Origin of the sequence: Paenarthrobacter sp. Z7-10 (genome assembly GCF_026932795.1) — a bacterium.
GTDB lineage: Bacteria > Actinomycetota > Actinomycetes > Actinomycetales > Micrococcaceae > Arthrobacter_M.
Genome location: NZ_JADPVH010000030.1, coordinates 25,739 through 48,627, shown reverse-complemented (window position 1 = coordinate 48,627; position 22,889 = coordinate 25,739). Strand labels below are relative to the sequence as shown.

General features: G+C 65.2%; 22 protein-coding genes and 1 pseudogene. 16 read left to right on the top strand and 7 right to left on the bottom strand.

The window, feature by feature from the left end:
* From IV498_RS10710 to rbfA, 6 genes and pseudogenes are all read left to right on the top strand, one after another.
* Window positions 1-966: pseudogene (locus IV498_RS10710) on the top strand (hypothetical protein); the annotation flags it as partial.
* A gap of 36 nt (window positions 967-1,002) precedes the next feature.
* A complete protein-coding gene (gene rimP, locus IV498_RS10705; protein ID WP_330059459.1) occupies window positions 1,003-1,614 on the top strand; it encodes a ribosome maturation factor RimP in 612 nt (203 codons plus the stop codon).
* Between the two features lies 1 nt (window position 1,615).
* Window positions 1,616-2,593 (top strand): transcription termination factor NusA, encoded by a 978-nt coding sequence (nusA, locus tag IV498_RS10700; RefSeq protein ID WP_269046543.1) that lies wholly within the window; start codon window positions 1,616-1,618, stop codon window positions 2,591-2,593.
* 178 nt (window positions 2,594-2,771) lie between these two features.
* Entirely contained in the window at window positions 2,772-3,065 is a 294-nt protein-coding gene (locus tag IV498_RS10695) for a YlxR family protein (protein ID WP_330059457.1), read from the top strand.
* Window positions 3,066-3,225: 160 nt separating this feature from the next.
* Window positions 3,226-6,198, top strand: a complete 2,973-nt coding sequence (gene infB / locus IV498_RS10690) for a translation initiation factor IF-2 (protein ID WP_269046542.1) — start codon at window positions 3,226-3,228, stop codon at window positions 6,196-6,198.
* Window positions 6,199-6,407: 209 nt separating this feature from the next.
* On the top strand, window positions 6,408-6,848 hold the full coding sequence (rbfA, locus tag IV498_RS10685) for a 30S ribosome-binding factor RbfA (protein ID WP_269046541.1): 441 nt from the start codon (window positions 6,408-6,410) through the stop codon (window positions 6,846-6,848).
* A gap of 67 nt (window positions 6,849-6,915) precedes the next feature.
* Here rbfA and IV498_RS10680 read toward each other — a convergent pair whose 3' ends face one another.
* The gene (locus IV498_RS10680) at window positions 6,916-8,136 is read right to left on the bottom strand and encodes a pyridoxal phosphate-dependent aminotransferase (RefSeq protein WP_269046540.1); all 1,221 of its coding nucleotides are present in this window, start codon (window positions 8,134-8,136) and stop codon (window positions 6,916-6,918) included.
* Between the two features lie 153 nt (window positions 8,137-8,289).
* Here IV498_RS10680 and truB point away from each other — a divergent pair, with 153 nt between their 5' ends.
* The 8 genes from truB to IV498_RS10640 all read left to right on the top strand — a co-directional run bounded on the left by truB (window position 8,290) and on the right by IV498_RS10640 (window position 16,199).
* A complete protein-coding gene (gene truB, locus IV498_RS10675) occupies window positions 8,290-9,216 on the top strand; it encodes a tRNA pseudouridine(55) synthase TruB (RefSeq protein ID WP_269046539.1) in 927 nt (308 codons plus the stop codon).
* Window positions 9,217-9,225: 9 nt separating this feature from the next.
* Window positions 9,226-9,588 (top strand): hypothetical protein, encoded by a 363-nt coding sequence (locus IV498_RS10670; RefSeq protein WP_269046548.1) that lies wholly within the window; start codon window positions 9,226-9,228, stop codon window positions 9,586-9,588.
* Window positions 9,589-9,611: 23 nt separating this feature from the next.
* Window positions 9,612-10,082 carry a hypothetical protein gene (locus IV498_RS10665; protein ID WP_269046538.1) on the top strand — a complete coding sequence of 157 codons (471 nt, stop codon included), beginning with the start codon at window positions 9,612-9,614 and terminating at the stop codon, window positions 10,080-10,082.
* Complete coding sequence (locus IV498_RS10660) at window positions 10,079-10,765, top strand: GNAT family N-acetyltransferase (RefSeq protein WP_269046537.1); 687 nt, start codon at window positions 10,079-10,081, stop codon at window positions 10,763-10,765. The genes IV498_RS10665 and IV498_RS10660 overlap by 4 nt, the downstream gene beginning before the upstream one ends.
* Window positions 10,766-10,854: 89 nt before the next feature.
* A complete protein-coding gene (locus IV498_RS10655) occupies window positions 10,855-11,898 on the top strand; it encodes a bifunctional riboflavin kinase/FAD synthetase (RefSeq protein WP_269046536.1) in 1,044 nt (347 codons plus the stop codon).
* Between the two features lie 143 nt (window positions 11,899-12,041).
* Window positions 12,042-12,311, top strand: a complete 270-nt coding sequence (gene rpsO, locus IV498_RS10650; protein ID WP_269046535.1) for a 30S ribosomal protein S15 — start codon at window positions 12,042-12,044, stop codon at window positions 12,309-12,311.
* 273 nt (window positions 12,312-12,584) lie between these two features.
* Window positions 12,585-14,834, top strand: coding sequence for a polyribonucleotide nucleotidyltransferase (locus IV498_RS10645; RefSeq protein ID WP_269046534.1), 2,250 nt, complete (start codon window positions 12,585-12,587; stop codon window positions 14,832-14,834).
* A gap of 3 nt (window positions 14,835-14,837) precedes the next feature.
* A complete protein-coding gene (locus IV498_RS10640) occupies window positions 14,838-16,199 on the top strand; it encodes a M16 family metallopeptidase (protein WP_269046533.1) in 1,362 nt (453 codons plus the stop codon).
* Window positions 16,200-16,345: 146 nt separating this feature from the next.
* Here the strand turns inward: IV498_RS10640 and IV498_RS10635 are convergent, their stop codons facing one another.
* A complete protein-coding gene (locus IV498_RS10635) occupies window positions 16,346-16,816 on the bottom strand; it encodes a DUF4383 domain-containing protein (protein WP_269046532.1) in 471 nt (156 codons plus the stop codon).
* A gap of 286 nt (window positions 16,817-17,102) precedes the next feature.
* On the opposite strand from IV498_RS10635, the gene IV498_RS10630 reads away from it, so the two are divergent.
* Window positions 17,103-17,402, top strand: coding sequence for a DUF4193 domain-containing protein (locus tag IV498_RS10630; protein WP_269046531.1), 300 nt, complete (start codon window positions 17,103-17,105; stop codon window positions 17,400-17,402).
* A 13-nt stretch (window positions 17,403-17,415) separates the two neighbouring features.
* Here IV498_RS10630 and IV498_RS10625 read toward each other — a convergent pair whose 3' ends face one another.
* The 5 genes from IV498_RS10625 to IV498_RS10605 all read right to left on the bottom strand — a co-directional run bounded on the left by IV498_RS10625 (window position 17,416) and on the right by IV498_RS10605 (window position 22,276).
* The gene (locus tag IV498_RS10625; protein ID WP_269046530.1) at window positions 17,416-17,682 is read right to left on the bottom strand and encodes a MoaD/ThiS family protein; all 267 of its coding nucleotides are present in this window, start codon (window positions 17,680-17,682) and stop codon (window positions 17,416-17,418) included.
* A 1-nt stretch (window position 17,683) separates the two neighbouring features.
* The gene (gene moaA / locus IV498_RS10620; RefSeq protein WP_269046547.1) at window positions 17,684-18,739 is read right to left on the bottom strand and encodes a GTP 3',8-cyclase MoaA; all 1,056 of its coding nucleotides are present in this window, start codon (window positions 18,737-18,739) and stop codon (window positions 17,684-17,686) included.
* 169 nt (window positions 18,740-18,908) lie between these two features.
* Complete coding sequence (locus IV498_RS10615; protein ID WP_269046529.1) at window positions 18,909-20,501, bottom strand: glycosyltransferase 87 family protein; 1,593 nt, start codon at window positions 20,499-20,501, stop codon at window positions 18,909-18,911.
* 123 nt (window positions 20,502-20,624) lie between these two features.
* Complete coding sequence (locus tag IV498_RS10610) at window positions 20,625-21,104, bottom strand: hypothetical protein (RefSeq protein ID WP_269046528.1); 480 nt, start codon at window positions 21,102-21,104, stop codon at window positions 20,625-20,627.
* Between the two features lie 5 nt (window positions 21,105-21,109).
* Window positions 21,110-22,276: a molybdopterin-dependent oxidoreductase gene (locus tag IV498_RS10605; RefSeq protein ID WP_269046527.1), complete on the bottom strand. Its 1,167-nt coding sequence runs from the start codon at window positions 22,274-22,276 to the stop codon at window positions 21,110-21,112.
* A gap of 112 nt (window positions 22,277-22,388) precedes the next feature.
* Here IV498_RS10605 and IV498_RS10600 point away from each other — a divergent pair, with 112 nt between their 5' ends.
* Window positions 22,389-22,889 (top strand): hypothetical protein, encoded by a 501-nt coding sequence (locus IV498_RS10600; protein ID WP_269046526.1) that lies wholly within the window; start codon window positions 22,389-22,391, stop codon window positions 22,887-22,889.

Sequence of the window (22,889 nt, the reverse complement as noted above, 5' to 3'; positions counted from 1 at the left end):
GTTGACGCGGGTGACGACGGCGAGGATGTTGACGCGGGTGACGACGGCGAGGATGTTGACGCGGGTGACGACGGCGAGGATGTTGACGCGGGTGACGACGGCGAGGATGTTGACGCGGGTGACGACGGCGAGGATGTTGACGCGGGCGTCGACGACGACGGCGACGTCGAATCGGGACCGGGGGCCGGCGCCGTGTTGGAGGGCGGGGCCGGCCTGGCGGGCAGGGCCGGAACAGTGATCGAGGCCGAGGTGGCCACGAGGCGGGCGTGCATCAGTTCGCCGGCGCCAATAGCGGCCAGCAGCCGTGCCGTCGGCCCATCGATGCGGGCAGCGGCGGCCAGGGCAGTAGAGCTGGCCGAGGTCAGCTCGTCCACCACTGAGCGGACCGTTGCCGGGGTGGCCGTCGTTGACGTCGGGCTGCTGTCAGCGCCGCCGGCAGCTGTGGTTGAGGCCGCCATGGATCCCAGAGCAGGAACGGTCAGGGCCGTAATGCCCGCCCCCAGCATTAATACGGTCTGCCGCAGTTTGTCTTTGGTGTTCGGCGCTTTGGCCGCGGCGGCCAGTCCCATGGTCTGGGTCTGGAGCTCCATAGCGCTCTCCAAGACACCGAGTCGAGCCAGTTCGGTAGCCGAGGGGGAGGTCGGTTCCGGTTCCGGAACCTTGGTCACGACGGCTCCCAAGGCCACCACCAGTGCGGCAATGACGGCCAGCAGCAGCGACTGCCGCAGTATCCGCCCGGCTCTATTCCGCCCGGCTTTATTCATCCACCCGGCAGACGTGGGGTCCTGGCGGCGACCGCCGGACTCATGCGGGGAGGAGGAGTTCATCACAACACTTGATGATGTCACGGCGGCGGGGCCGCGCGCACCCAGTCGGGGCGCGGTTCCCGTTCATTCGATGCCGCTGGGTAACCCGGGAGCAAACACAGCAAGTCACCGCAGCTCCATGAAACTCGGTAAGCTATAGGCTACAACATCATCTAGCGCAGGAGGCGGCAATCGAATGAATAAGCCGGATCGGCCCAGCGCAATCAGTTCAGCAGGCGCTACAACCGCGGAGTCTGCGCGACTTTTCGACTTGTTGAACCCGGCCGTGCAGGCCCAAAGACTTTACCTTGAAGACGTCACCGTCCACCTCGCCGGGTCACACCGCACCGTCAGCGTCGTCGTTGACCTCCCCGAGGATCAGAGCGGCAGCGTCGCCCTGGATGCTATTGCCGACATTTCCCGTGAACTTTCCCTCGTGATGGACACCGATCCGCACGATGACGGGCGGCCCTACGATCTGGAGGTCTCCTCCCCGGGGGTCGGCCGGCCACTGACGGAACCGCGGCACTGGCGCCGTGCCCGCGGGCGGATGGTTACGCTCACCCCAGTGCAGGGCGAAAAAGTCACCGGCCGGCTGCTGGAGGTGGACGACGATGGCGTCACCCTCCGTCCCGAGCTGACAGTCAAAAAGGGTATGAAGCCCAAACAGGTTGCGCCCGTCCAGATGGGATTTGAACAGATTCGGCACGGTAGCGTCGAGGTGGAATTCAGCCGCCTGAATGAGCATGGGCTGGACGCTGACGGAGAACAGGCCGACGACGATACGGCCGAGGAAGAGGAAAGCTGACATGGATATCGATATGAGCGCGCTGAGACTGCTGGAGCGTGAACGCGAAATCCCGCTGGATCTGCTGATCCCCACCATCGAACAGGCGCTGCTGGTGGCCTATCACCGAAGCGCCGGAGCCATCGCGACGGCGCGGGCGGAGCTGGACCGCAAGAGCGGGCATGTCACCATTTGGGCCGCGGAGGTTGACGAAGAAGGCGCCCCCGTTGGCGAATTCGACGACACGCCGGCCGGCTTCGGACGTATTGCCGCCAGCACCGCCCGGCAGATCATCCTGCAGCGGTTGCGCGACGTCGAGGATGACAACGTACTGGGTCAGTTCCGGGGCAAGGAAGGCGAACTGGTTTCCGGTCAGATCCAGCAGGGCCACAATCCGCACATGGTCCAGGTCAATCTGGGGACTGTCGAAGCCGTGCTGCCACCCACCGAGCAGGTTCCCGGCGAGGTCTACAAGCACGGCACCCGGATCAGGGCGTTCGTTATAGATGTGCACCGCGGGCTTAAGGGTCCCTCCATCACGCTGTCCCGCTCGCACCCCGGGCTGGTCCGCAAGCTCTTCGAGCTGGAGGTTCCCGAGATCGCGGACCGAAGTGTGGAGATCGTCGCACTGGCTCGCGAGGCCGGCCACCGCACCAAGATTGCGGTGAAGGCTCATCAGGCAGGGATCAATGCCAAGGGTGCCTGCATTGGTGAAATGGGCTCCCGGGTCCGCGCCGTGATGACCGAGTTGAACGATGAAAAGATTGACATTGTCGACTTCAGCGAGGACGCGGTGACCTTTATCGCCAACTCGCTCTCGCCGTCGAAGGTGAACTCCGTCACCATCACGGACCCCGAGACGCGTTCCGCCCGGGTCGTGGTCCCGGACTACCAGCTCTCCCTTGCGATCGGCAAGGAAGGCCAGAATGCCCGGTTGGCCGCTAAGCTGACCGGTTGGCGGATCGACATCATCTCCGACACCGCCAAGGCGGCCAGCTGAAGGTCCCAACCTGAGGGTTGGCCCCGGCAGAGCCGGGGGTTATGCTGATTCGCTGGTTTAGGCGGCCGGGTCCCCAACGCGCTAGAATGGATGTGGCCGGGTCCAGCGACCGACAATCCCACGCGAGGCATGCGCAGTGTTTGAAGCAGCGGTACCGTTTCGGGCGGCTGCGCAACCAATGCGTACGTGTGTGGGCTGCCGTCGGCGTGAAACCCAGTCTCATTTGTTGCGGATGGTTCGGGAACTCTCCGCCGCGGGCGATACGGCCGCGGTTGCTGATCCCCGGCATCGGCTCCCCGGGCGGGGAGCTTGGTTGCATCCCACGACGGCCTGCCTGGCGCTGGCTCTCAAGCGGCGTGCAATTGGACGTGCCCTGCCGGGTGCCTCCGACTGCACAGCGGTTGCGGACTATGTAGCGCTGGTGGCCGGAGCAGCCTCCGCGGAAAATGAAGAAAGTAATTGTCCAACCTGAAAGCGGGTCAAAAAACTGATGGAAACCCGATGAGTACCCAGCGATGAGTGCCCAACGATGATTGTTTTGTTGTGCTCTGAAGCCGGACATTCCGCCGTGGAATGCCGAAGTAAGACTTAGAGGTTCGTACCTGTCCGGTGCGGGCCGAGACAGGAGAAATGTGGCCAAGGCCCGCGTACATGAGCTCGCTAAAGAGCTCGGCATTACCTCAAAGGAAGCTGTCACCAAGCTTCAGGAACTGGGCGAGTTTGTTCGCTCCGCTTCCTCCACGATTGAGGCCCCCGTTGTGAGAAAGCTACGCAACGCATTCCCTGCGGCGCCCGCTGGTGCCGCAGCTAAAGACTCCGCGCCCACCAGCGCCGCGGCCCCGGTGGCTGCCCCCGCCGTAGCATCGGCTGGAGCGCCCAAACCGGCAGCCGCTGCCCCGACGGCCGAAGCTGCTCCGGCCGTTCCGGCTGCCAGTCCCGCCATTGCTCCGGCACCGGCCGCGTCGTCGGGAGTTAAGCCGGGTGCCCGTCCGGCCCCTGCGGCTTCCGCTGCTGCCGCGCCGGCACCCCCAGTAATCCCGGCCGCACCGGCCCCGGCTGCTCCCGCAGCCCAGACTCCTGCCGCCCCGGCAGCCCAGGCTCCCGCCGCCCCGGCAGCGCAGACGCCCGCCGCTCCCGCCAGGCCGTCGTCGTCATCCGGTACACGTCCGGGTGGGCCCCGTCCGGGCAATAATCCGTTCGCGACCTCGCAAGGTATGCCTCGTTCCGGCTCACGGCCGGACCGTGGTGACACGGATCGTGGACAGCGTCCCGGTGCCGGTGGACCGCGACCGGGCAATAACCCGTTCGCGCCCTCGCAGGGCATGCCGCGTCCCGGCGCCCCGCGCTCGGCCGAGTCAGGTACCGGCGGCAGCCATGCAGGCAGCAGGCCGGCGGCCGGCGCGGGCGGTCCCCGTCCCGCCGCAGGCGCCGGTGGTCCCCGGCCGGGTGCTCCCCGGCCCGGTGGTGCCCCCGGATCCCGGCCCACTCCGGGCATGATGCCTAACCGGACCGAACGCCCGGCTGCACCGGGCCGCGGCAATGACCGCCCCGGTGGAGCGGGCCGCGGACGTCCGGGTGCCCCGGGCACCGGTGGCGCTCCGGGCGCAGGCGGCGGCACGGGTGCGCCCGCCGGCGGTGGCTTCGGCAAGGGCGGCCGGGGCCGCGGTGGAACGCAGGGTGCCTTCGGTAAGGGAGGCGCCGGCCGCGGCAAGCAGCGTAAGTCGAAGCGCGCGAAGCGGCAGGAACTGGAGCAGATGAGCGCACCCTCGCTGGGTGGCGTGAGTGTGCCCCGCGGCGACGGGAGCACGATTGTCCGTCTGCGCCGTGGTTCCTCCATCACGGACTTCGCTGACAAGATTGAGGCAAACCCGGCAGCACTGGTAACGGTGCTCTTCCACCTCGGCGAGATGGCCACGGCCACGCAGTCGCTGGACGAGGACACCTTTGCCATGCTGGGCGAGGAGCTGGGCTACCAGCTGCAGGTCGTTTCGCCGGAGGACGAAGAGCGCGAGCTCCTGAGCACCTTCGACATCGACTTTGATGCCGAGTTGGAGGCCGAAGGCGACGAGGACCTGACGGCACGCCCGCCGGTGGTCACCGTTATGGGTCACGTTGACCACGGTAAGACCCGGCTGCTGGATGCCATCCGGAACTCGGACGTCATGGCGGATGAGCATGGTGGCATCACGCAGCACATCGGTGCTTACCAGATCAGCCACGAGCATGAGGGAACCGAACGCCGGATCACCTTCATTGACACTCCGGGCCACGAGGCGTTCACCGCCATGCGTGCCCGTGGTGCGAAGGTTACCGACATTGCGGTTCTGGTGGTCGCAGCGGACGACGGCGTTATGCCGCAGACCGTTGAGGCACTCAACCATGCCCAGGCCGCAGGCGTGCCGATCGTCGTCGCGGTGAACAAGATCGATAAGGACGGCGCCAACCCGGAAAAGATCCGCGGCCAGCTGACCGAATACGGTCTGGTTCCCGAGGAATACGGTGGCGACACGATGTTCGTCGACGTTTCGGCCCGGCAGAAGCTGAACATCGACGAACTGCTTGAGGCCGTTCTGCTGACCGCCGATGCCGCCCTCGACATGCGGGCCAACCCGGACAAGGATGCACGCGGTATCGCCATCGAGGCGAACCTGGACAAGGGCCGCGGTTCCGTGGCCACTGTTCTGGTGCAGTCCGGAACACTGCATGTCGGTGACACGATCGTGGCCGGTACCGCCCACGGCCGCGTCCGCGCCATGTTTGACGAGGACGGCGGCGTGCTCACTGCTGCCGGACCGTCACGGCCGGTGCAGGTGCTCGGTCTGTCCAACGTGCCTCGGGCAGGTGACACGTTCTTCGTGACAGGCGATGAGCGCACCGCCCGTCAGATCGCTGAAAAGCGTGAAGCAGCCGACCGCAACGCGGCTCTGGCCAAGCGCCGCAAGCGCATCAGTCTGGAAGACTTCGACCAGGCTGTGGCGGCTGGCAAGGTTGATACGCTCAACCTCATCCTCAAGGGTGACGTCTCCGGTGCCGTTGAGGCCTTGGAGGACTCGCTGCTCAAGATCGATGTGGGCGAAGGCGTGCAGCTGCGCGTCATCCACCGTGGCGTCGGTGCCATCACGCAGAATGACGTCAACCTGGCAACGGTGGACAACGCGATCATCATCGGCTTCAACGTCAAGCCGGCGGAACGCGTTGCCGAGCTGGCGGACCGAGAGGGCGTGGACCTGCGCTTCTACTCGGTCATCTACGCGGCGATCGACGATATTGAGCTGGCCCTGAAGGGAATGCTCAAGCCCGAATACGAGGAAGTCCAGTTGGGCACCGCGGAAATCCGCGAGGTCTTCCGTTCCTCCAAGTTCGGCAACATCGCCGGTTCCATTGTCCGCTCGGGCATTATTCGACGGAACACCAAGGCCCGCGTGCTGCGCGCCGGCAAGGTCATCGGAGAGAACCTCACGGTCGATTCGCTCAAGCGGTTCAAGGACGACGCGACCGAGGTCCGGGACGGTTTCGAGTGTGGTATCGGCCTGGGATCGTTCAACGATCTGCAGACCGAGGACATCATCGAGACGTTCGAGATGCGCGAGAAACCGCGCGCCTAGTGGACATCAGGTGGGACCGCTGGATTCGTCCGGCGGCCCCACCTGCTTCGCCGTTCGGGGGTACCGCCCGTCCCCCGGCTGCTCCCTTCGCTGCTATGCCGGCAGGGAGCTTCCGCGGCCAGGGGCGCTTCACTGCGCTCACACACAACGTGACTTTCCACCCGACGCTTCCGCGTCGCCGTCGGACGTCTTATTTTGAGGAGTTTGTCATGGCCGATTCGGCCCGCGCTGCTAAGTTGGCGCAGCGGATTAAGGTTGTTGTTGCCGAAGGACTGCGGCGGCGGGTGAAGGATCCCCGGGTTGAGGGCATCACCGTGACCGATGCGCGGGTGACGAATGATCTCCAGCATGCCACCGTTTATTACACGGTCCTCGGTGACGAGACAGCCCAGGCGGACGCCAAGGTGGGACTGGACAGGGCACGTGGCGTGCTGCGCCAGGAAGTCGGCCGCAACATCACCGTGCGGCTGACGCCCACGCTCGAATTCGTTGCCGACGAGATCCCCGTCAATGCCGGTCATCTTGAGGAGCTGCTGCGGGTGGCCAAGGCTCGTGATGCCGAGGTTGCCGCGATCGCCGAGGGTGCGGCGTTTGCCGGCGACCCGGACCCCTACCGCAAGCCCGAGGACGACGGCGAACCCGAGGACTGACATACCTATCGAGTGAGTACGCCGTGCTCGATACAGCCCTGTATCGAGCACGGAGTACTCGCTCGATTTAGAGTTGGGGCAGTGGCACGGGAGCGGGCAGGCGGCTGACGCCGGCGATGAGTTCGGTGCTGTCCCCGCAGAGCGCAATTCGAATCCAGCCTTCGCCGATGGACCCAAAGGCCGTCCCGGGCGCTACTGCGACGCCGTCCTCGGCCAGGAATCGGTGCACCCAGGCGCGGATGTCGCCTCCACTGGCATGTGACATGTCCGCCCACAGATAAAAAGCGCCCTGCGCATCCAAATACCGAATGCCCTTTTGCCGCAGCACGGCCGCGGCAGCGTCCCGGTTGGCCCGATAGTGTCGGCGGGCCGTACTGACATAATCCTGTGGCCCGGTCAGGGCTGCCAGAGCGGCATACTGGGCTGGCGTGCTGACACACGAATACGTGGATTCGACGACGGTGGCCGTCACCGCCTGCAGATCCAGGAGCGGCAAAGCGTCCTGGCCAGACTCCCGGGCGGAAGCAGCAGCCCCTCCGCTCGGAGCCTGCGGAATGACGAGCGCACCCACCCGCAAACCGGTTAGCCCGTAGGTCTTGGACGTGGTGAATGAGGTGAACACCCGGCCGTCCGTGTCGAAAACGGCTGGACTGGTATGCGGAACATCAAAGGTGAATGCTTCGTAGCACTCATCTGAGATGATCCACAGGTCATGCTTGCGGGCCAGTTCCACCAGCCTCCGGGTGAGGTCGGCGGGAAAAACAGCGCCCAGGGGGTTGGACGGCGAGTTGAGCATCAGGACCCGGGTACGCTCCGTCAGGAGGGCTTCCAGATCCGCCAGCTGGGGCTGGAATCCGTGCTCCGGGTACAACGGATAGGGAACCGGCACGGCGTTGAGCAGCCGGCTCGTCATCGCAAAAGTGGGGTAGCCCGGATTCGGCACCAGGATCTCATCGCCAGGTGCCAACAGCAGGCTCATTGCCAGATGCAGTCCCTGCTGGGCGCCGGAGGTGACGAAAACCGCGGACGCGTCGACCGCCACGCCATTGAGCTCGTGGAAGCGCTTGGCGAAGGCGGCACGCAGGGGTGCGATCCCCGCGTTAGGGGTGTAATTGGTCTCATCGCGCGCCAAGGTGGCAATGCCGGCGTCGAGCACGTGGGCCGGCACCGGAAATCCGGGCTCGCCGATACTGAGCACCAGGCTGCCGGGCTGTGCCCACGCAGCTTCCGTGATCTGGCGGATCTGGTTGGGTGGGAGATCTGAAACCTGAGGTGCAAGCTGGGGCATAGCTGGAATCCTAACCTCAATCATCCCGTGCGGCGGACGCCGCAGCTGTGGGCGGTGCTGTGGCCGGTGCTGTGGGCGGGCGTGCCAGCCCGGTTCGGCAGGCGAATCGGGCCGGCGAATTGGGCAGGCTGGCCCGGCCATATACTGGAAAACGTGGATTCGGGACTGATCATCGTGGACAAGCCACCGGGGTGGACGAGCCACGACGTGGTGGCGCGCATGCGCCGGCTGGCTAACACACGCAAAGTGGGCCATGCCGGAACGCTGGATCCGATGGCGACGGGTGTCCTGGTCCTGGGCATCAACAAAGCCACCCGGCTGCTGACCTACATCGTGGGGACGTCCAAAACGTATGACGCCACGCTTCGTCTCGGCCGCAGCACCGTCACGGATGACGCGGAGGGCGAGATCACCGCGAGTACGACGACGGCGGCCGTGTCCGAGGATTCGATCCGGACCGGGATCGCGGCCCTAACCGGCGAGATACTACAGATCCCCAGCAGCGTCAGCGCCATCAAGGTCAACGGCGAGCGCGCCTACGCACGCGTACGTTCCGGTAAGGACGTGCAGCTGGCCGCGAGGCCGGTGACCATCCACCGTTTCGACATCCATGCCATCCGACGGCTCCCGCAGGACTCGCAGGATCAGGGCGCCGAGGACGGCAGCCAGCTGATCGACGTGGACGTGACGGTCGAGTGCTCCTCGGGGACCTACGTCCGGGCGCTGGCACGCGATCTTGGCTCCGCCCTGGCCGTGGGCGGTCACCTCACCGCGCTGCGGCGCACCCGGGTTGGGCCCTTCCGCATCCAGGACGCCAGTACCTTGGAGCAGTTGGCCGAACACCTTGCACTGCTGGACATGTCCGATGCCGCAAGGGCACTGATGCCCGTGCGCGAGCTGACCGGGGAGGAAACGGCCGAGCTTTCCTTCGGCCGCCGGATTGCCGGCAGCGGGGCTGGCCATACTGCGGGTCATCCAGCCGCGGCCTTCAGCCCGGACGGAACCGTGGTGGCGCTGCTGGCCGACGCCGGACAGTATGCCAAACCGGTCCTGGTCTTTCGTCCTGCCAACGGAACCTGAACCGTGGTTCTGGACGGATGGTTTGTCGCCGGGCTCGTGATTGGATTGATCTCCACCGGCATTTGTGTCCTCGCCGCGGCACTGAAGAAGGTGCCAAATGATGTGACGCTGCTGTCCGTGGCCGCGGTGGAACTGTTCCTGCTGGTGTATCTGGTCGGATCCCTGCTGCGCGTGGGTGGGGGAGAGCAGCTGGCCGGCGAACCGTGGGAGTTCTGGGCCTACCTGGTTACCGCACTGGCCCTTCCCATTGCGGGCTTCTACTGGGCGCTGCTGGAACGCAGCTTTTGGAGCAACTATGTGCTGGCGGCCGTCGGTGTGACGGTCATCGTAATGATGGCCCGGATGGCCCAGATCTGGTACGGCCATCCGTGAGGAGAACTATGAGGAGCAGCACGATGAGTCACCGACAAAAGCCCACCGACCCGGCAAACCCCGCCGCCCCGGTTCCGGCCAGCGTGCCGGACGCTGGTCTGGCCACCGGCCCGGGACGGATCCTGATCGCTGTGTACGGCATCTTCGCTCTCGCCGCCACCGCCCGGGCCGCGTTCCAGATTGCCACCAAGTTTTCCGAAGCGCCGCTGGCATATCTGCTTTCCGCCTTCGCCGCCGTGGTCTACATCGCCGCGACTGTCTCTCTGGCGCGCCGGGGATCCTTTTGGTTCCGGGCCGCCACAGCTGCGGTCTGCGTGGAATTGCTGGGGGTGCTGGCGGTCGGCACGCTGAGCCTGCTCGACGGCAGGGCCTTCCCGCAGGAAACGGTCTGGAGCGTCTTCGGCCGCGGCTACGGCTATGTGCCGCTGGTGTTGCCGATCCTGGGCCTGCTGTGGCTGTACCGGCATCGCGGGCAGGCTGGAATACGCCCGTGACAGAGTTGGGTAAGGCGCGCCGCCCGGATCGTGCCGTGCCGGGGCTGCGCACGGAACCTGCCGTGCCGGGGCTGCGCCCCGATCCTGCCGTGCCGGGGCTGCGCCCAGAAGCGGTGGTGCCGGTGTTGGCTGACGGAACCGTGACACTGCGCGCCCTGACCGAGCTGGATACGGATCAACTGGTGCACAATTGCCGGGACCCCGAATCCGTTCGCTGGACCAAAGTGCCGCTGGATTATGCGCGGGAGGACGCCCGCAGTTTCATCCACGATGTTGTGCCTCAGTGGTGGACCGACGGTTCGCAGCAGACCTTTGCGGTGGCGGACGCGGCAACCGATGCCCTGCTTGGCACCATCGGGCTGCACGCCTTCCGCCCCGGTGCGGCCGAGGTGGGCATTAATATCGGCCCGCATGCCCGGGGCCGTGGCGTCTCCGAGCGGGCCGCCAGGCTGCTGCTGGACTACTCCTTCGACCAGCTCAATCTGCTGTACCTGCACTGGCGGGTGCTGGTTCCCAATTGGGCCAGCCGCAAACTTGCCTGGAAGCTTGGCTTCGCTTTCGACGCGCAGGTCCGCGGCTTTGCGGACAACCGCGGTACGCCGGCGGATGCCTGGATCCTGACCCTTGCCAGGGACGACGGACGCCGGCCGGTGGCTCAATGGGACGGTCCGGAACGGCCGTGAGGTGCGGGTAACGTTAGGGTTTGGCCGGCAACGGCGCAGATGAACGACGACGACGGCACGCGGGCAGCGCGCATAAAAAGGCGAGGGTGATGGTGCACTTCTGGAATTCTCTGACCGAGGTTCCCGCTGGATTCGGACCATCGGTGGTCACGCTCGGAAACTTTGACGGCGTGCACAGGGGCCATCAGCAGGTCCTGGCCCGGCTGGTGGCCACTGCCCGCAGCCGCGATGAAGCGGCCGTGGCCATTACATTCGATCCGCACCCGGCGCAGGTTCATCGCCCGGACTCGGCGCCCAGGCAAATCATGTCGCTGGCGGACCGGCTGGACACCATGGCGGCCAGCGGCGTGGACGCCGTGCTGGTGATGCCCTACACGTTGGCGCTGGCGCAGCAGAGCCCGGAGGAGTTTGTCCAATCCGTCTTCGTCGACTCTCTGGCGGCGGCGGCCGTGGTGATTGGCCACGATGTTCGGTTTGGCCGCGGAAACTCCGGTGACCTGGCCACCATGGAGACTTTGGGAGCGCGCTTGGGCTTCGACGTGATGGTTATCGACGAATTCGGCGCTGACCGCCGCTGTTCCTCGACCTGGGTGCGGGAGGCCCTCGGCCGCGGGGATGTGGCTACCGCGGCGGAGGTGCTGGGCCGGCCGCACCATATGCGTGGCGAGGTGGTGCATGGCGCCGGACGGGGACGCGAACTCGGTTTCCCCACCGCGAATCTCTCGCCGGCGGCCACCGGGTTCATCCCCGCGGACGGCATCTACGCCGGCTGGTTGACGGATGAGGCAGGCAGCCGCTGGCCGGCCGCGGTGTCTGTGGGCTCCAATCCCACGTTTGCCCATGTCGGCCGGCAGGTGGAGGCCTACGTGATCGACCGCCCACAGGAGCGGGTTGAGGACTTCGATCTCTACGGCCAGAATGTCGTCCTAGAGTTTGTCGCCCGGCTGCGCGGCATGGTCGCCTACACCGGAGCTGAGGCGCTGGTGGAGCAGATGTGCCGTGACGTCGACGAGACCAGAAGCATTTTGGCCCGCGATCGGTCTGGCGAAGCCGACACCCCAGCCGACACCCCAGCCGACACCCGCTCCGGCTGGCAGAATGCGCTTTCGACAGAGCCACGCCGCGCAGAGTAAACTAAGACCGAGAATCCGGCTGCAGTCCGTGGCTGCTGGATTCGGACCTGCAGTCGGCTGGCGTTTGCGCCTGTTGGATCTACGGTCTTCCCCGGCGGCACACTGCTGATTCGGGCCTCACGGCACAACTCTAGGAGTTACTTGTGGCACTTGAAGCCGCTGTCAAGCAAGAAATCATGAAGGCCTACGCCACCGTTGAAGGCGACACCGGTTCGCCCGAGGTTCAGGTCGCCATGCTGTCCCGACGCATTCTGGACCTGACCGAACACCTGAAGGCCCACAAGCATGACCACCACACCCGCCGCGGCCTGCTGCTGCTGGTGGGACGTCGTCGTCGTCTGCTGGATTACCTGCGCAAGACCGACATCACGCGCTACCGTTCGCTCATTGAGCGCCTCGGTCTGCGCCGATAGCAGCACCGTGAGGCGGCCCCTTCCCAGTTGGGAAGGGCCGCCTTTCGCCGGTCTACGCGGCCGGCACTAAAGAACATCAGGAGCCATCCGACGTCGCGCATTCGCGGTCCTCGGTAGTGATCCCCGGGAATGCACGCTGGATTGACGGCGTCCCGTGGATCTCGATCGAAGACCGGGTGTTGAACGGGTCCCCACCAACAGACGGGGGATTCCGGGCCGGCGGCGTTTGCCTGGCGACAACAAACAGCAACCAGGAAACGGAGGTGACTCTCTATGGAGGGTCCCGAAATTCAGTATGCCGAGGCCGTTATTGACAACGGCCGCTTTGGCCAGCGTGTCATCCGGTTCGAAACCGGCCGGCTAGCACAGCAGGCTGCGGGTGCGGCGATGGTCTACATCGACGAAGAAACCGCTCTGCTCTCCGCCACCACGGCCGGAAAGCACCCGCGGGAAGGCTTCGACTTCTTCCCGCTGACCGTCGATGTGGAGGAGCGGATGTACGCCGCCGGCCGCATCCCGGGCTCGTTCTTCCGCCGCGAAGGCCGCCCGTCCACCGAGGCCATCCTGGCCTGCCGCCTGATGGACCGCCCGCTGCGTCCGGCCTTCGTCAAGGGCCTGCGCAACGAGGTCCAGATTGTGGTCACCGTACTGGCGATCAACCCCGACGTGCTGTACGACGTCGTGGCCATCAACGCCTCCTCGATGTCCACTCAGCTCTCCGGGCTGCCCTTCTCCGGCCCGATCGGCGGCGTCCGCGTTGCCCTGATAGATGGCCAGTGGGTGGCCTTCCCGAAGCACTCCGAATTGGCGAACGCCGTGTTCAACATGGTGGTGGCAGGCAAGGTCACCGACGACGGCGACGTGGCGATCATGATGGTCGAAGCCGAGGCTACGGACAACTCCTGGAAGCTGATCAAGGAAGAGGGCGCCACCGCCCCGACCGAGGAGATCGTGTCCGAGGGCCTGGAAGCGGCCAAGCCGTTCATCAAGGCACTGTGCGAAGCCCAGGCCGACCTGGCTGCCCGTGCCGCCAAGCCGACCGCTGTATTCCCGGTATTCCTCGATTACCAGGATGACGCCTACGCGGCAGTGGAATCCGCTGCGGCCGCCAAGCTGACCGAAATCTTCGCGATCGCGGACAAGCAGGAGCGGGACATTGCCTCGGATGCGCTCAAGGACGAGGTGGTCAGCTCGCTGTCCAGCGCGTTCGAGGGACGCGAAAAGGAGCTTTCCGCTGCTTTCCGCTCCGTCACCAAGCAGGTGGTGCGCCAGCGCATCCTCAAGGACCAGATCCGCATCGACGGCCGGGGACTGACGGACATCCGCCAGCTCACCGCCGAGGTGGAGGTGCTGCCGCGCGTGCACGGCTCGGCCATCTTCGAGCGTGGCGAAACCCAGATCCTGGGAGTGACCACCTTGAACATGCTCAAGATGGAGCAGCAGATCGACTCGCTGTCCCCGGTGACGCGCAAGCGCTACATGCACAACTACAACTTCCCGCCGTACTCCACTGGCGAGACCGGTCGGGTGGGTTCGCCCAAGCGCCGCGAAATCGGCCACGGCGCCCTCGCCGAGCGCGCCCTGATGCCGGTGCTGCCCTCGCGGGAGGAATTCCCCTACGCGATCCGCCAGGTCTCCGAAGCCCTCAGCTCCAACGGCTCCACCTCGATGGGTTCGGTCTGCGCCTCGACGCTGTCCCTGCTCAACGCCGGTGTGCCGCTGAAGGCGCCGGTTGCCGGCATCGCCATGGGCTTGGTCTCCGATCAGGTGGACGGTCAGACCCGCTATGCGGCGTTGACCGACATTCTTGGCGCCGAAGACGCTTTCGGTGACATGGACTTCAAGGTGGCCGGCACGAGTGAGTTCGTCACAGCTATCCAGCTGGACACCAAGCTCGACGGTATCCCCGCCTCGGTCCTGGCCGCGGCGCTGAAGCAGGCGCGCGAGGCCCGGCTGCACATCCTTGGTGTGCTCAACGCCGCCATCGACGTGCCGGACGAGCTCTCCGAGTTCGCGCCGCGGGTCATCGCGGTCAAGATCCCGGTGGATAAGATCGGCGAGGTCATTGGCCCGAAGGGCAAGATGATCAACCAGATCCAGGAGGACACCGGCGCCGACATCTCGATCGAAGATGACGGCACGGTCTACATCGGCGCGACCAATGGTCCCTCCGCCGATGCTGCCCGGTCGGCGATTAACGCGATTGCCAACCCGCAGATTCCGGAAATCGGCGAGCGCTACCTGGGCACGGTCGTCAAGACCACCACCTTTGGCGCGTTTGTTTCGCTGACACCGGGCAAGGATGGGCTGCTGCACATCTCCGAGCTGCGCAAGCTGGCCAACGGCAAGCGCGTGGACAACGTGGACGACTTCGTTTCCGTTGGGCAGAAGATCCAGGTGGAAATCACCAAGATCGACGACCGCGGAAAGCTGTCCCTCTCGCCCGTCGTGGCCGGGGATCAGGACGCCGAGGGTTCCGTTGACGGCGTTGAGTCCGTTGCCGCTGAAAGCGCCGCTGAGTAATTCATGGCGTTCACCGTATTGCCGCTGACCTCCGCCGTCGCTGCCGGCGCCGTCGGGCAGGATTCGACACTGGTCTCCATCGGGTCCGGCGGTGCCACCGTGCGCCGTTCGGTCCTGCCCGGGGGAGTGCGGGTGCTGACTGAATCGATGCCGGGACAGCGGAGCGCGACAATCGGATTTTGGGTCGGTGTTGGCTCTCGGGACGAAGCCGAGGGCCAACACGGCTCGACTCATTTCCTGGAACATCTGCTGTTCAAGGGAACCCGGCGGCGTACCGCGCTGGAAATCGCCTCCGCCTTTGACGAGGTGGGGGGAGAGTCCAACGCTGCCACCGCCAAGGAAAGCACCTGCTACTACGCCCGCGTGCTGGACACCGATCTTTCCATGGCGATCGACGTCATCGCGGACATGATCACCGGCGCAGTTCTTGATCCGGCGGAGCTGGAGCAGGAACGCGACGTCATCCTCGAGGAAATCGCAATGGACAGCGATGACCCGACCGACGTGGCACATGAACACTTTGTCGCCGCCGTTTTGGGTGGGCACCCCCTGGCCCGCCCTATTGGCGGGACTCCCGACGCCATCCGCGCCGTCGCCCGCGACTCGGTCTGGGACCACTACCGCCGGTACTACCGCCCGGACGAACTGGTAGTTACCGCAGCTGGTGGCCTGGACCACGACGACGTCTGCCGCCAAGTGCTCTCGGCGCTGCACGGTGCCGGTTGGGCGATGTCCGGTGAAGCTTCGCCAGTAGCCCGACGCTCGGCCTTCCCGGTCTCCATCTCCGGCACGGCCGGACTGCAGGTGATCAAACGCCAGGTTGAGCAAGCCAATATCATTCTGGGCTGCCCCAGCATCGTGGCCACGGACGAGCGGCGCTTCGTCATGAGCGTGCTCAATGCGGTTCTGGGTGGCGGGATGTCCTCACGGCTGTTCCAGGAGATTCGGGAGAAGCGCGGGCTTGTGTACTCCACCTATTCCTTCGCCTCCGGCTACGCCGACGCCGGTTATTTCGGCATGTATGCCGGCTGCGCACCCCAGAAGGTCGCGCAGGTGGTTTCCCTGCTGACGGCCGAGCTGGAGAAGCTCGCCGCGGACGGCATCAGCGACGACGAACTTTCCAAGGCCGTGGGCCAGCTCTCCGGCGGTATTGTGCTGGCGCTGGAGGACACTGGTTCCCGGATGTCCCGGCTGGGCAGGGCGGAATTGGTGTCCGGGGAATTCCTGGACATCGACGAAACCCTGCAGCGCATCCGCAACGTCACCGCGGACCAGGTCCGCGAGCTGGCCCGCGACCTTGCGGCCGCCCCGCGGACCGTTACAGTGGTGGGGCCCTTCGAGGAGACCGAGACTTTCGGCCACTAAGTCCATGAGCGGGTGTCTCACAACCAGGTGACAAGCCAGCCGGAGACGGCAGACGTACCGTCTAACGTGAGGACCGCATTTTCGCCTAAAGCGAAAATGCGGTCCGTTTTTTGTTGAGGTGAAGCAGCCTTTATTCAGCAGCGGGTTTACCGACCTGCCGCCGAAGTGTTGCTGCGGGGTGAACGCGTCAGGAAATAGCCCAGGGCCACCATGACGATTCCGAGTCCCAGGTGCAGCCAATTATCGGCCGTGTTCAGAGGCACGAAATTTGCCATCGACATTTGGTCCACGATCAAACCGTAAATCCAGAGCACCAGATAAATGATTCCACCCCAGATGAGGTAGCTGCGTGCCTTACCCACTGTTGATGCCAGCGCCAGGCCGACAACGCCGTACAACAGATGGACAATGTTGTGCAGGATGGAGACTTGGAACAGTCCCAGCAGCATGGCCCCGGATTCATGGCTGGCAAATTTCATTTCTCCATAGTGGCTCGTGATCCCGGGAACGAACCCCAGCAGCCCCACCAGAATAAAGACAATGCCGGATAACATTGCCGCCTTCTGGACATTGCTGCGCGTACCCCCAGCAGCGGTATGTGCTGATGCAGATGTCATTGGTCCTCCATCTCGTAAACGGGCATTTGCCCTGATCTTGGGTTATCGGTAAACAATGTTATAAGCATACTGAGCAAGTCGGGAAAAGAATAGTAAAAGCCTTCGGGCTTGCAGTTGAGTAAACCTCGCCCGGCCGCGCGCCGGATCTTGTCTGGATCCCGCTGAGCCGCCATGGCCTCCGCGGACAGATTTTTGAGCTATCATCAGACGCTGAATCACTATTCGCCAGCAGTTAGCCCGCGGGAACAGTGGAATATTTTTTGGGCGAGAGGAGTTGGATCCGAACATGGCAACAGATTATGACGCACCACGAACAAAGGACGATGACAGCGGCACTGAGTCGCTGGAGGGGCTGCAGGCCAACCGGGCAGGCACCCAGACGGCATTATCGGACCTTGAAGAGGCTGATACCGCGGAGGGAATTGATCTTCCCGGTGCAGATCTCTCCGGTGAGGAGCTGCTGGTCACGGTGGTTCCCGTGCAGGCCGACGAATTCACCTGTGCCTCGTGCTTCCTGGTTCGGCACCGGTCGCAGAAAGCCCGCGAAAAGAACGGCCTGGTCTACTGCAAGGACTGCGAGGGCTAGGCAGGACCTAGGTTCAGCCGCCGGCAAAGGGCGGAAGGACGTCCACTACATCGTCGGGCTGGAGCTCGGTTTCGCTGCCGCGGACAGCAACCTCATTGCGCAGGAAGCTGCAGCGGCCCAGCAGTTCGGCCAGTGGTGGGGTGTGACCGGATGCGGAAATCGGATGCAGGGCGGTGAGCTGGTCGAACAGCTCGGCAAACGTGATCGGAGCGCTGTGCAGCAGCGGTTCCTCGTCCATCCCGGTGGCCGCGCGGGCGGCAGCAAAGTAGCGGACCAGCATTTCAGCCCCCTATCGCGCTCATGCTGCGGTCCGGCTGAACGAAACCGGCGCTGCCCAGACCCACATGATCCATCCCGTGCGCCTTAGGCTTGGCCCACATTGCCTGCTGCCAGCGGGCGGCGATGGCGTCGTCGTCGGCCTCCGCAGCGCCGGCCCGAAGCAGCGCCAGCAGATCCACCTCGACGCGGGAGAACAGGCAGCTCATCACCTTTCCCTCGGCGGTGATCCGGGTCCGTTTGCAGTCGGCACAAAATGGTTCCGTCACCGAGGCGATGATGCCCACGGTGCCCAGCAGTTCCGCTGAACCCGGCCGCCGCACCTCAAAGCGTTCCGCCGGTGCCCCGTCGCGGTCCCGCGGGTCCTCGGAGAGCTCGAACTTGACGGCGAGCAGGGCACGGATTTCCGCGGCCGTGATCATGTTGTCGCGGGTCCAGCCATGATCTGCGTCCAGCGGCATCTGCTCAATGAAGCGCAGTTCGTATCCGCGCTGCAGCGACCACCCCAACAGGTCGGCTGCGCCGCCATCATTGATGCCGCGCATCAGCACGGCATTGATCTTGATCGGTCCCAATCCGGCCCGTGATGCGGCTTCCGCGCCCGCCAGCACCTGGTCCAGGAACGGCCGGCGGGTCAGCTGGGCAAAGGTCTCCGGGTGCAGGGAATCCAGCGAGATGTTCAGCCGGGTCAAGCCTGCGTCCTTGAGCGCTTGCGCCCTCTTGGCCAGCCCCACTCCATTGGTGGTCAGCGAGATCGGCAGGTCCGGGTGGGCAGCGCGCAGACCGGCGATGATCGGCACCAGGTCCGCCCGCACCAGCGGCTCGCCACCGGTCAGCCGCAGTTCGCGCACGCCCAGCCGGTCCACTCCGATGCGCACAATCCGCAGGATCTCCTCGGCAGTCATCACCTGGCTCTTGGACAGCCAGGCCAACCCCTCGGACGGCATGCAGTACGTGCAGCGCAGGTTGCATTTATCGGTCAATGACAGCCGCATATCCGTGGCCCGCCGGCCGTACTGATCCAGCAACCCCGGCTCTCCGGCGGGAAAATTGGCGGGCATGCCCAATGGCACGTGGCCGCGTGCGGGCGCTTGTTCTGGCTCTGCTGAGGAGCGGACACTGGGAACACTCATAGCCCAACGCTACGCCACACAGCGGGCGGCGGCACCATGGTGTTTCCGCTGCACGGTCCCAGACCCCGGGGAACAGGTCTGCGCCGGTCCATGGTGATCATTGCGGCGCCGCCGAGGACGCAGGTCCCGTCGGGTTCGCTGGCGTGGTCGGTGGGGTTGCCGCGGCCGACGACGACGCTGTTCCCGTCGGGTTCGCTGGCGTGGTCGGTGGGGTTGCCGCGGCCGGCTGCCCGGCCCGGGCCAGTAGGCCTGACGCGGCGGCATGGCGGCCGGATTGCCGGGCTCGTCGGCTGGACCGCTGCGCTTGGCGGCTGCGGTGCCAGCCGGTTATGGCGATGGCGAAGGCGGCGGCCAGCAGCCCGAGCCGGGCGGCGGTTTGACCATAGGGTTCGGCACCGGTGAAATACATCATGGCCAGAACGGGTGGAATGCTGAGGTACTCATACCGCCGGCTGAGCACCACCAGCGGCAGCAGCAGCAGGGCATACCAGGGATAGCTTGGGCTGACCACCAGCAGCGTGCCGCCCACCATGAGCGTCTGCTTATCCCAAGGTTGGATCGGATCCACTCGCCGCCCAACGTAGAATGACAGGCCGACCAGCAGCAGCGCTGCCGCCGGAGCAGCCCAACTGTCCGGCAGGACCATGTGCAGCAGAGTGAAACGCGGGCCGTTACTGCCCTGATATCCCTCGGCGGCCAGGTAACCGGGCAGGAAGCCGATTACTGCCGTGCCGCTGACGAGCAGATAGGGCAGGTACAGTGCGGCGAAAGTGGTCAGAGCAGCGAGCACGAAGCGCAGCGGCCGCCGGTACAGCAGGGCCGGTGCGGCAATTGCCGGAATCAGTTTGGCCGCCACGGCGGCGCCGAAAGCGATGCCCGAACCCAGCACGCGGCCCCGGCTGAGCAGCAGGACCGAGACAAGCACCCCAGCAGCGCCCAGCACGTCCACGTGGGCGTTGTTGATTGCCTCGAAGAGCACCAGCGGCGACCAGGCCCACCACACCCCCTGATGCGCTGGCCTGCCGGTCAAGGCCAAAAAGCGCAGCAGCAGCACCGTCACGGCCAGGCTGAGAGCAAAACCGGCCAGTTGGAAGGCGAGCAGGTTTGCCCCGGCGCCGGGCAGCAGCCGGACCGCGAGAAAATAGATTTCGGCCAGGGCGGGGTAGATTGTCGGCACCTGCGGACGATTGATCGCGGTACACAGTGGCGTGCCGCCGGGAATATTGCTGGTGGCCTCCGTTCCGCTGGGGAACAGGTCAGCCCGGCAGCTTCCATCCGGCGCGGCGGCCTGGAAGAGCCACTGCGGCCGCAGCTGCTCCAGGGCCTGATCTGCGGGAACGTACCGATACGGGGAAACGCCGGCGCTCTGCACAATCCCGTCCCAAGCGTAGCGGGCCGCATCGTTGCTGGTGGCCGGTGGCGCGGAAAGGACTGCGGCGCCGAGCAGCAGCGAACCCAGCACGACGACGGCGCCGGCACGCCGCGCGGGAATGCGGCGGACCGCTAGGGCTGCCGGAACAAAGACGGCCCACGCGGCCAGCGTTCCGACCGGCGATACCCACGGATGGCCGGCGTCCTGACTGACAGTGAAGAAGACGACCGCGGCCAAGGCCAGCAGCAAAGCCATCGGGAGCAGCCACCGGCGCCACGCTGGCTTTGCGACGGCCGCCGGATCAGATGTTTTGCTCACATACCGATCCTGCCCGTTCACCGGCCCGGATGGGAGGGCGAAGGAAGGCTTGTTCGGATTTCGTAAGGTTCGCCGGGGCAGATGCACTGTGCCGGGCCGCCCCTCGTCCGGGGCCTATTGCTCCTACCCTGGCCGATTATTCGCGTCGGGATAATCCTTCGTGCCGGAAACAACAGCTCCGGACTTCGTCCCAGGCTGCCGGTTTTCGGCGATGAGCACGCCAACCGCCGTGGCGGCGGCAAGCACCAGCAGGAACACCAGCAGATTCAATGTGTAAGGCATGGTCAGTGCGGTGGGCGTTCCGGTGTGCGGGGCGGTGTGGATCAGCGGCAGCACGACCAGCAGTACGGATCCACCGATAATGAGGGCCAGCCGGATCAGGTACCTGCCGGCACGGGACAGCCTGCGGGTCAGCAAAACCGTTACGGCTCCGATGGTCAGCAGGACCGGCACCAGGAATCCGTCATGCAATACGACGGCGCCCGCCAGCCACAGCAGGATTCCCAGGATCTGGGCCGGTGGCACCGTCGCCGCGATACCGTAGAGGCCCCAGCCCAACGGGAGCAGGCCAACCGCTATCAGGAGGATGCGGAATTTTTTCATTCCCATCATCTCTGCCGAACTTCAAGGCTTGCGAGCCACTTTGTCTGCAGCACGCCCGGTCGGTTGGGTGCGATCAGCCGGGCCGGGTAGCCGTGTTCCAGGTCCAACGGGGCGGAATTGACGTCCAGGGCTATGAGAGTCAGCTCATCCCAGGCGTACTCAGGTGGCACTTGGGCACCGGCATAGGCGCCGTTTGTTTCCAGTGAGCGAACCTCCGCTCCCTGCCTGGGCCCGGCCCCGACCAGGGCCAGCAGTTCCCGAACTCTTACTCCACGCCAGCGTGCGTTTTGGCTCCAGCCTTCAACACAGGCTATCGGAAGCACTACCTCGGTCTGCGGCATCGCCCGCAGCTGTGCCAGCGTGAAAGAGTGGGTGAGGTTCTGATTGATCACTTTCAAGGCCCAGGATGGATTTGTGGCAGCCGCATGGATGTTTGCCTCCGCCGCGGTGCGGTTCACCGGCAGGGCATTCGGACCCAACCCCGGACGCCTTGGTGCGAACAGATCCACCGGGCCCAAAGCAGGTATCGACTGGCCGATGGTGGTCACGGTAAGGACGGCAGCGGCCGCGGCAATGGCGCCCACAAAACCCCGCCTGGAGGTGAGGGATTCCCGTTCGACGTCGTTGACCGGCCGACTTGCCCGCCAATGGGCATGGATCAGCGGCAGCTTCACACCGATGTGGATGACGAGCGACCCCACGATCACCCAGGCCAGCCAGAAGTGCACTTGGCGGAAGCTGAACGGCCACGGATACCACTTGTAGACGTTGAGCAGGCCCATCGCCAGTTCGAGTACCGAGCTGGCCACGAAAAGCGCGATCGACGCCCTCTCCAGTGCGCTTTTGACTCCGGTGACGACCGGCCAGCTGAAGAGCTTGGGGTAGACCGTCCACAGTTTGGCCAGCAGCAGCGGAATGCAGGCAACGCCAGTGGTCACGTGCGTGCCCTGGCTCAGACGGTAGAGCCAGGTGGGCCTGGCCAGCACCGGCTGCCACGGCAGTGGGTCCTGTAGGAAATGCGAGTACAGGCCGGTAACAAAACACGTCAAAAAGGCCACACCCAGCAGCCGGCCAACCACCACCGCCGTCCGTGGGGAGTGCAGTGTTGAGTGGAAGCTGCCCTGCAGCCAACCAAAGATCTTCCGCAACAACCATCCGAGAAGCCTGCGCATGTGTCAATGACAGCAGAGCAGGAGCGGGCTGAGAAGGAGGAAATCCTTACGATCCGCGCACACCACGGCCTCACTCCGCCATCGGTGGGATTACAGTCTGTAGGCTGCAGGCATGCCAGTCGCGTTCGTTGTGAGCCTCGCCGTGAGCGTCGTCATCGTTCTGGCTCTGCGGCCGCTGCTGCCGGCCGTGCCGCTGCGCCTTGCCGCGGCAGCCATGTCGGTCCCCGAGGCGTTCGTGGCCGGACTCGGCGTCCTGGGGCTGGCGTGGCACTGCGGTGCTATGTTTTACGCTCCGTTGGTGGGATCCATTCACGGAACCGGCGCCGTGATCCGGGCGATCAACGCGATGGGCGCGGCAAGTGTTATCTGGTACGCCGTGCCGGCGCTGATGCTGCTGGCCGGCTTACGCCGCCAGCACGTCGTGGCGCTGACGGCGGTGGCGGTGGCTCTGCTGGCGGTCGGTGGAACGATGTACGACGGCGGCTCCTTGTCAAGCCACCTGGGCGCCAATTTTGTTTGCGTGGTTGTGCTGGCGGCGGTGGCGTTGCTGCTGATCGTACCGCCTTGGCAGCGGCGATCCGGACCTGCTGCGCACAAACGTCCGCAGGCCTGA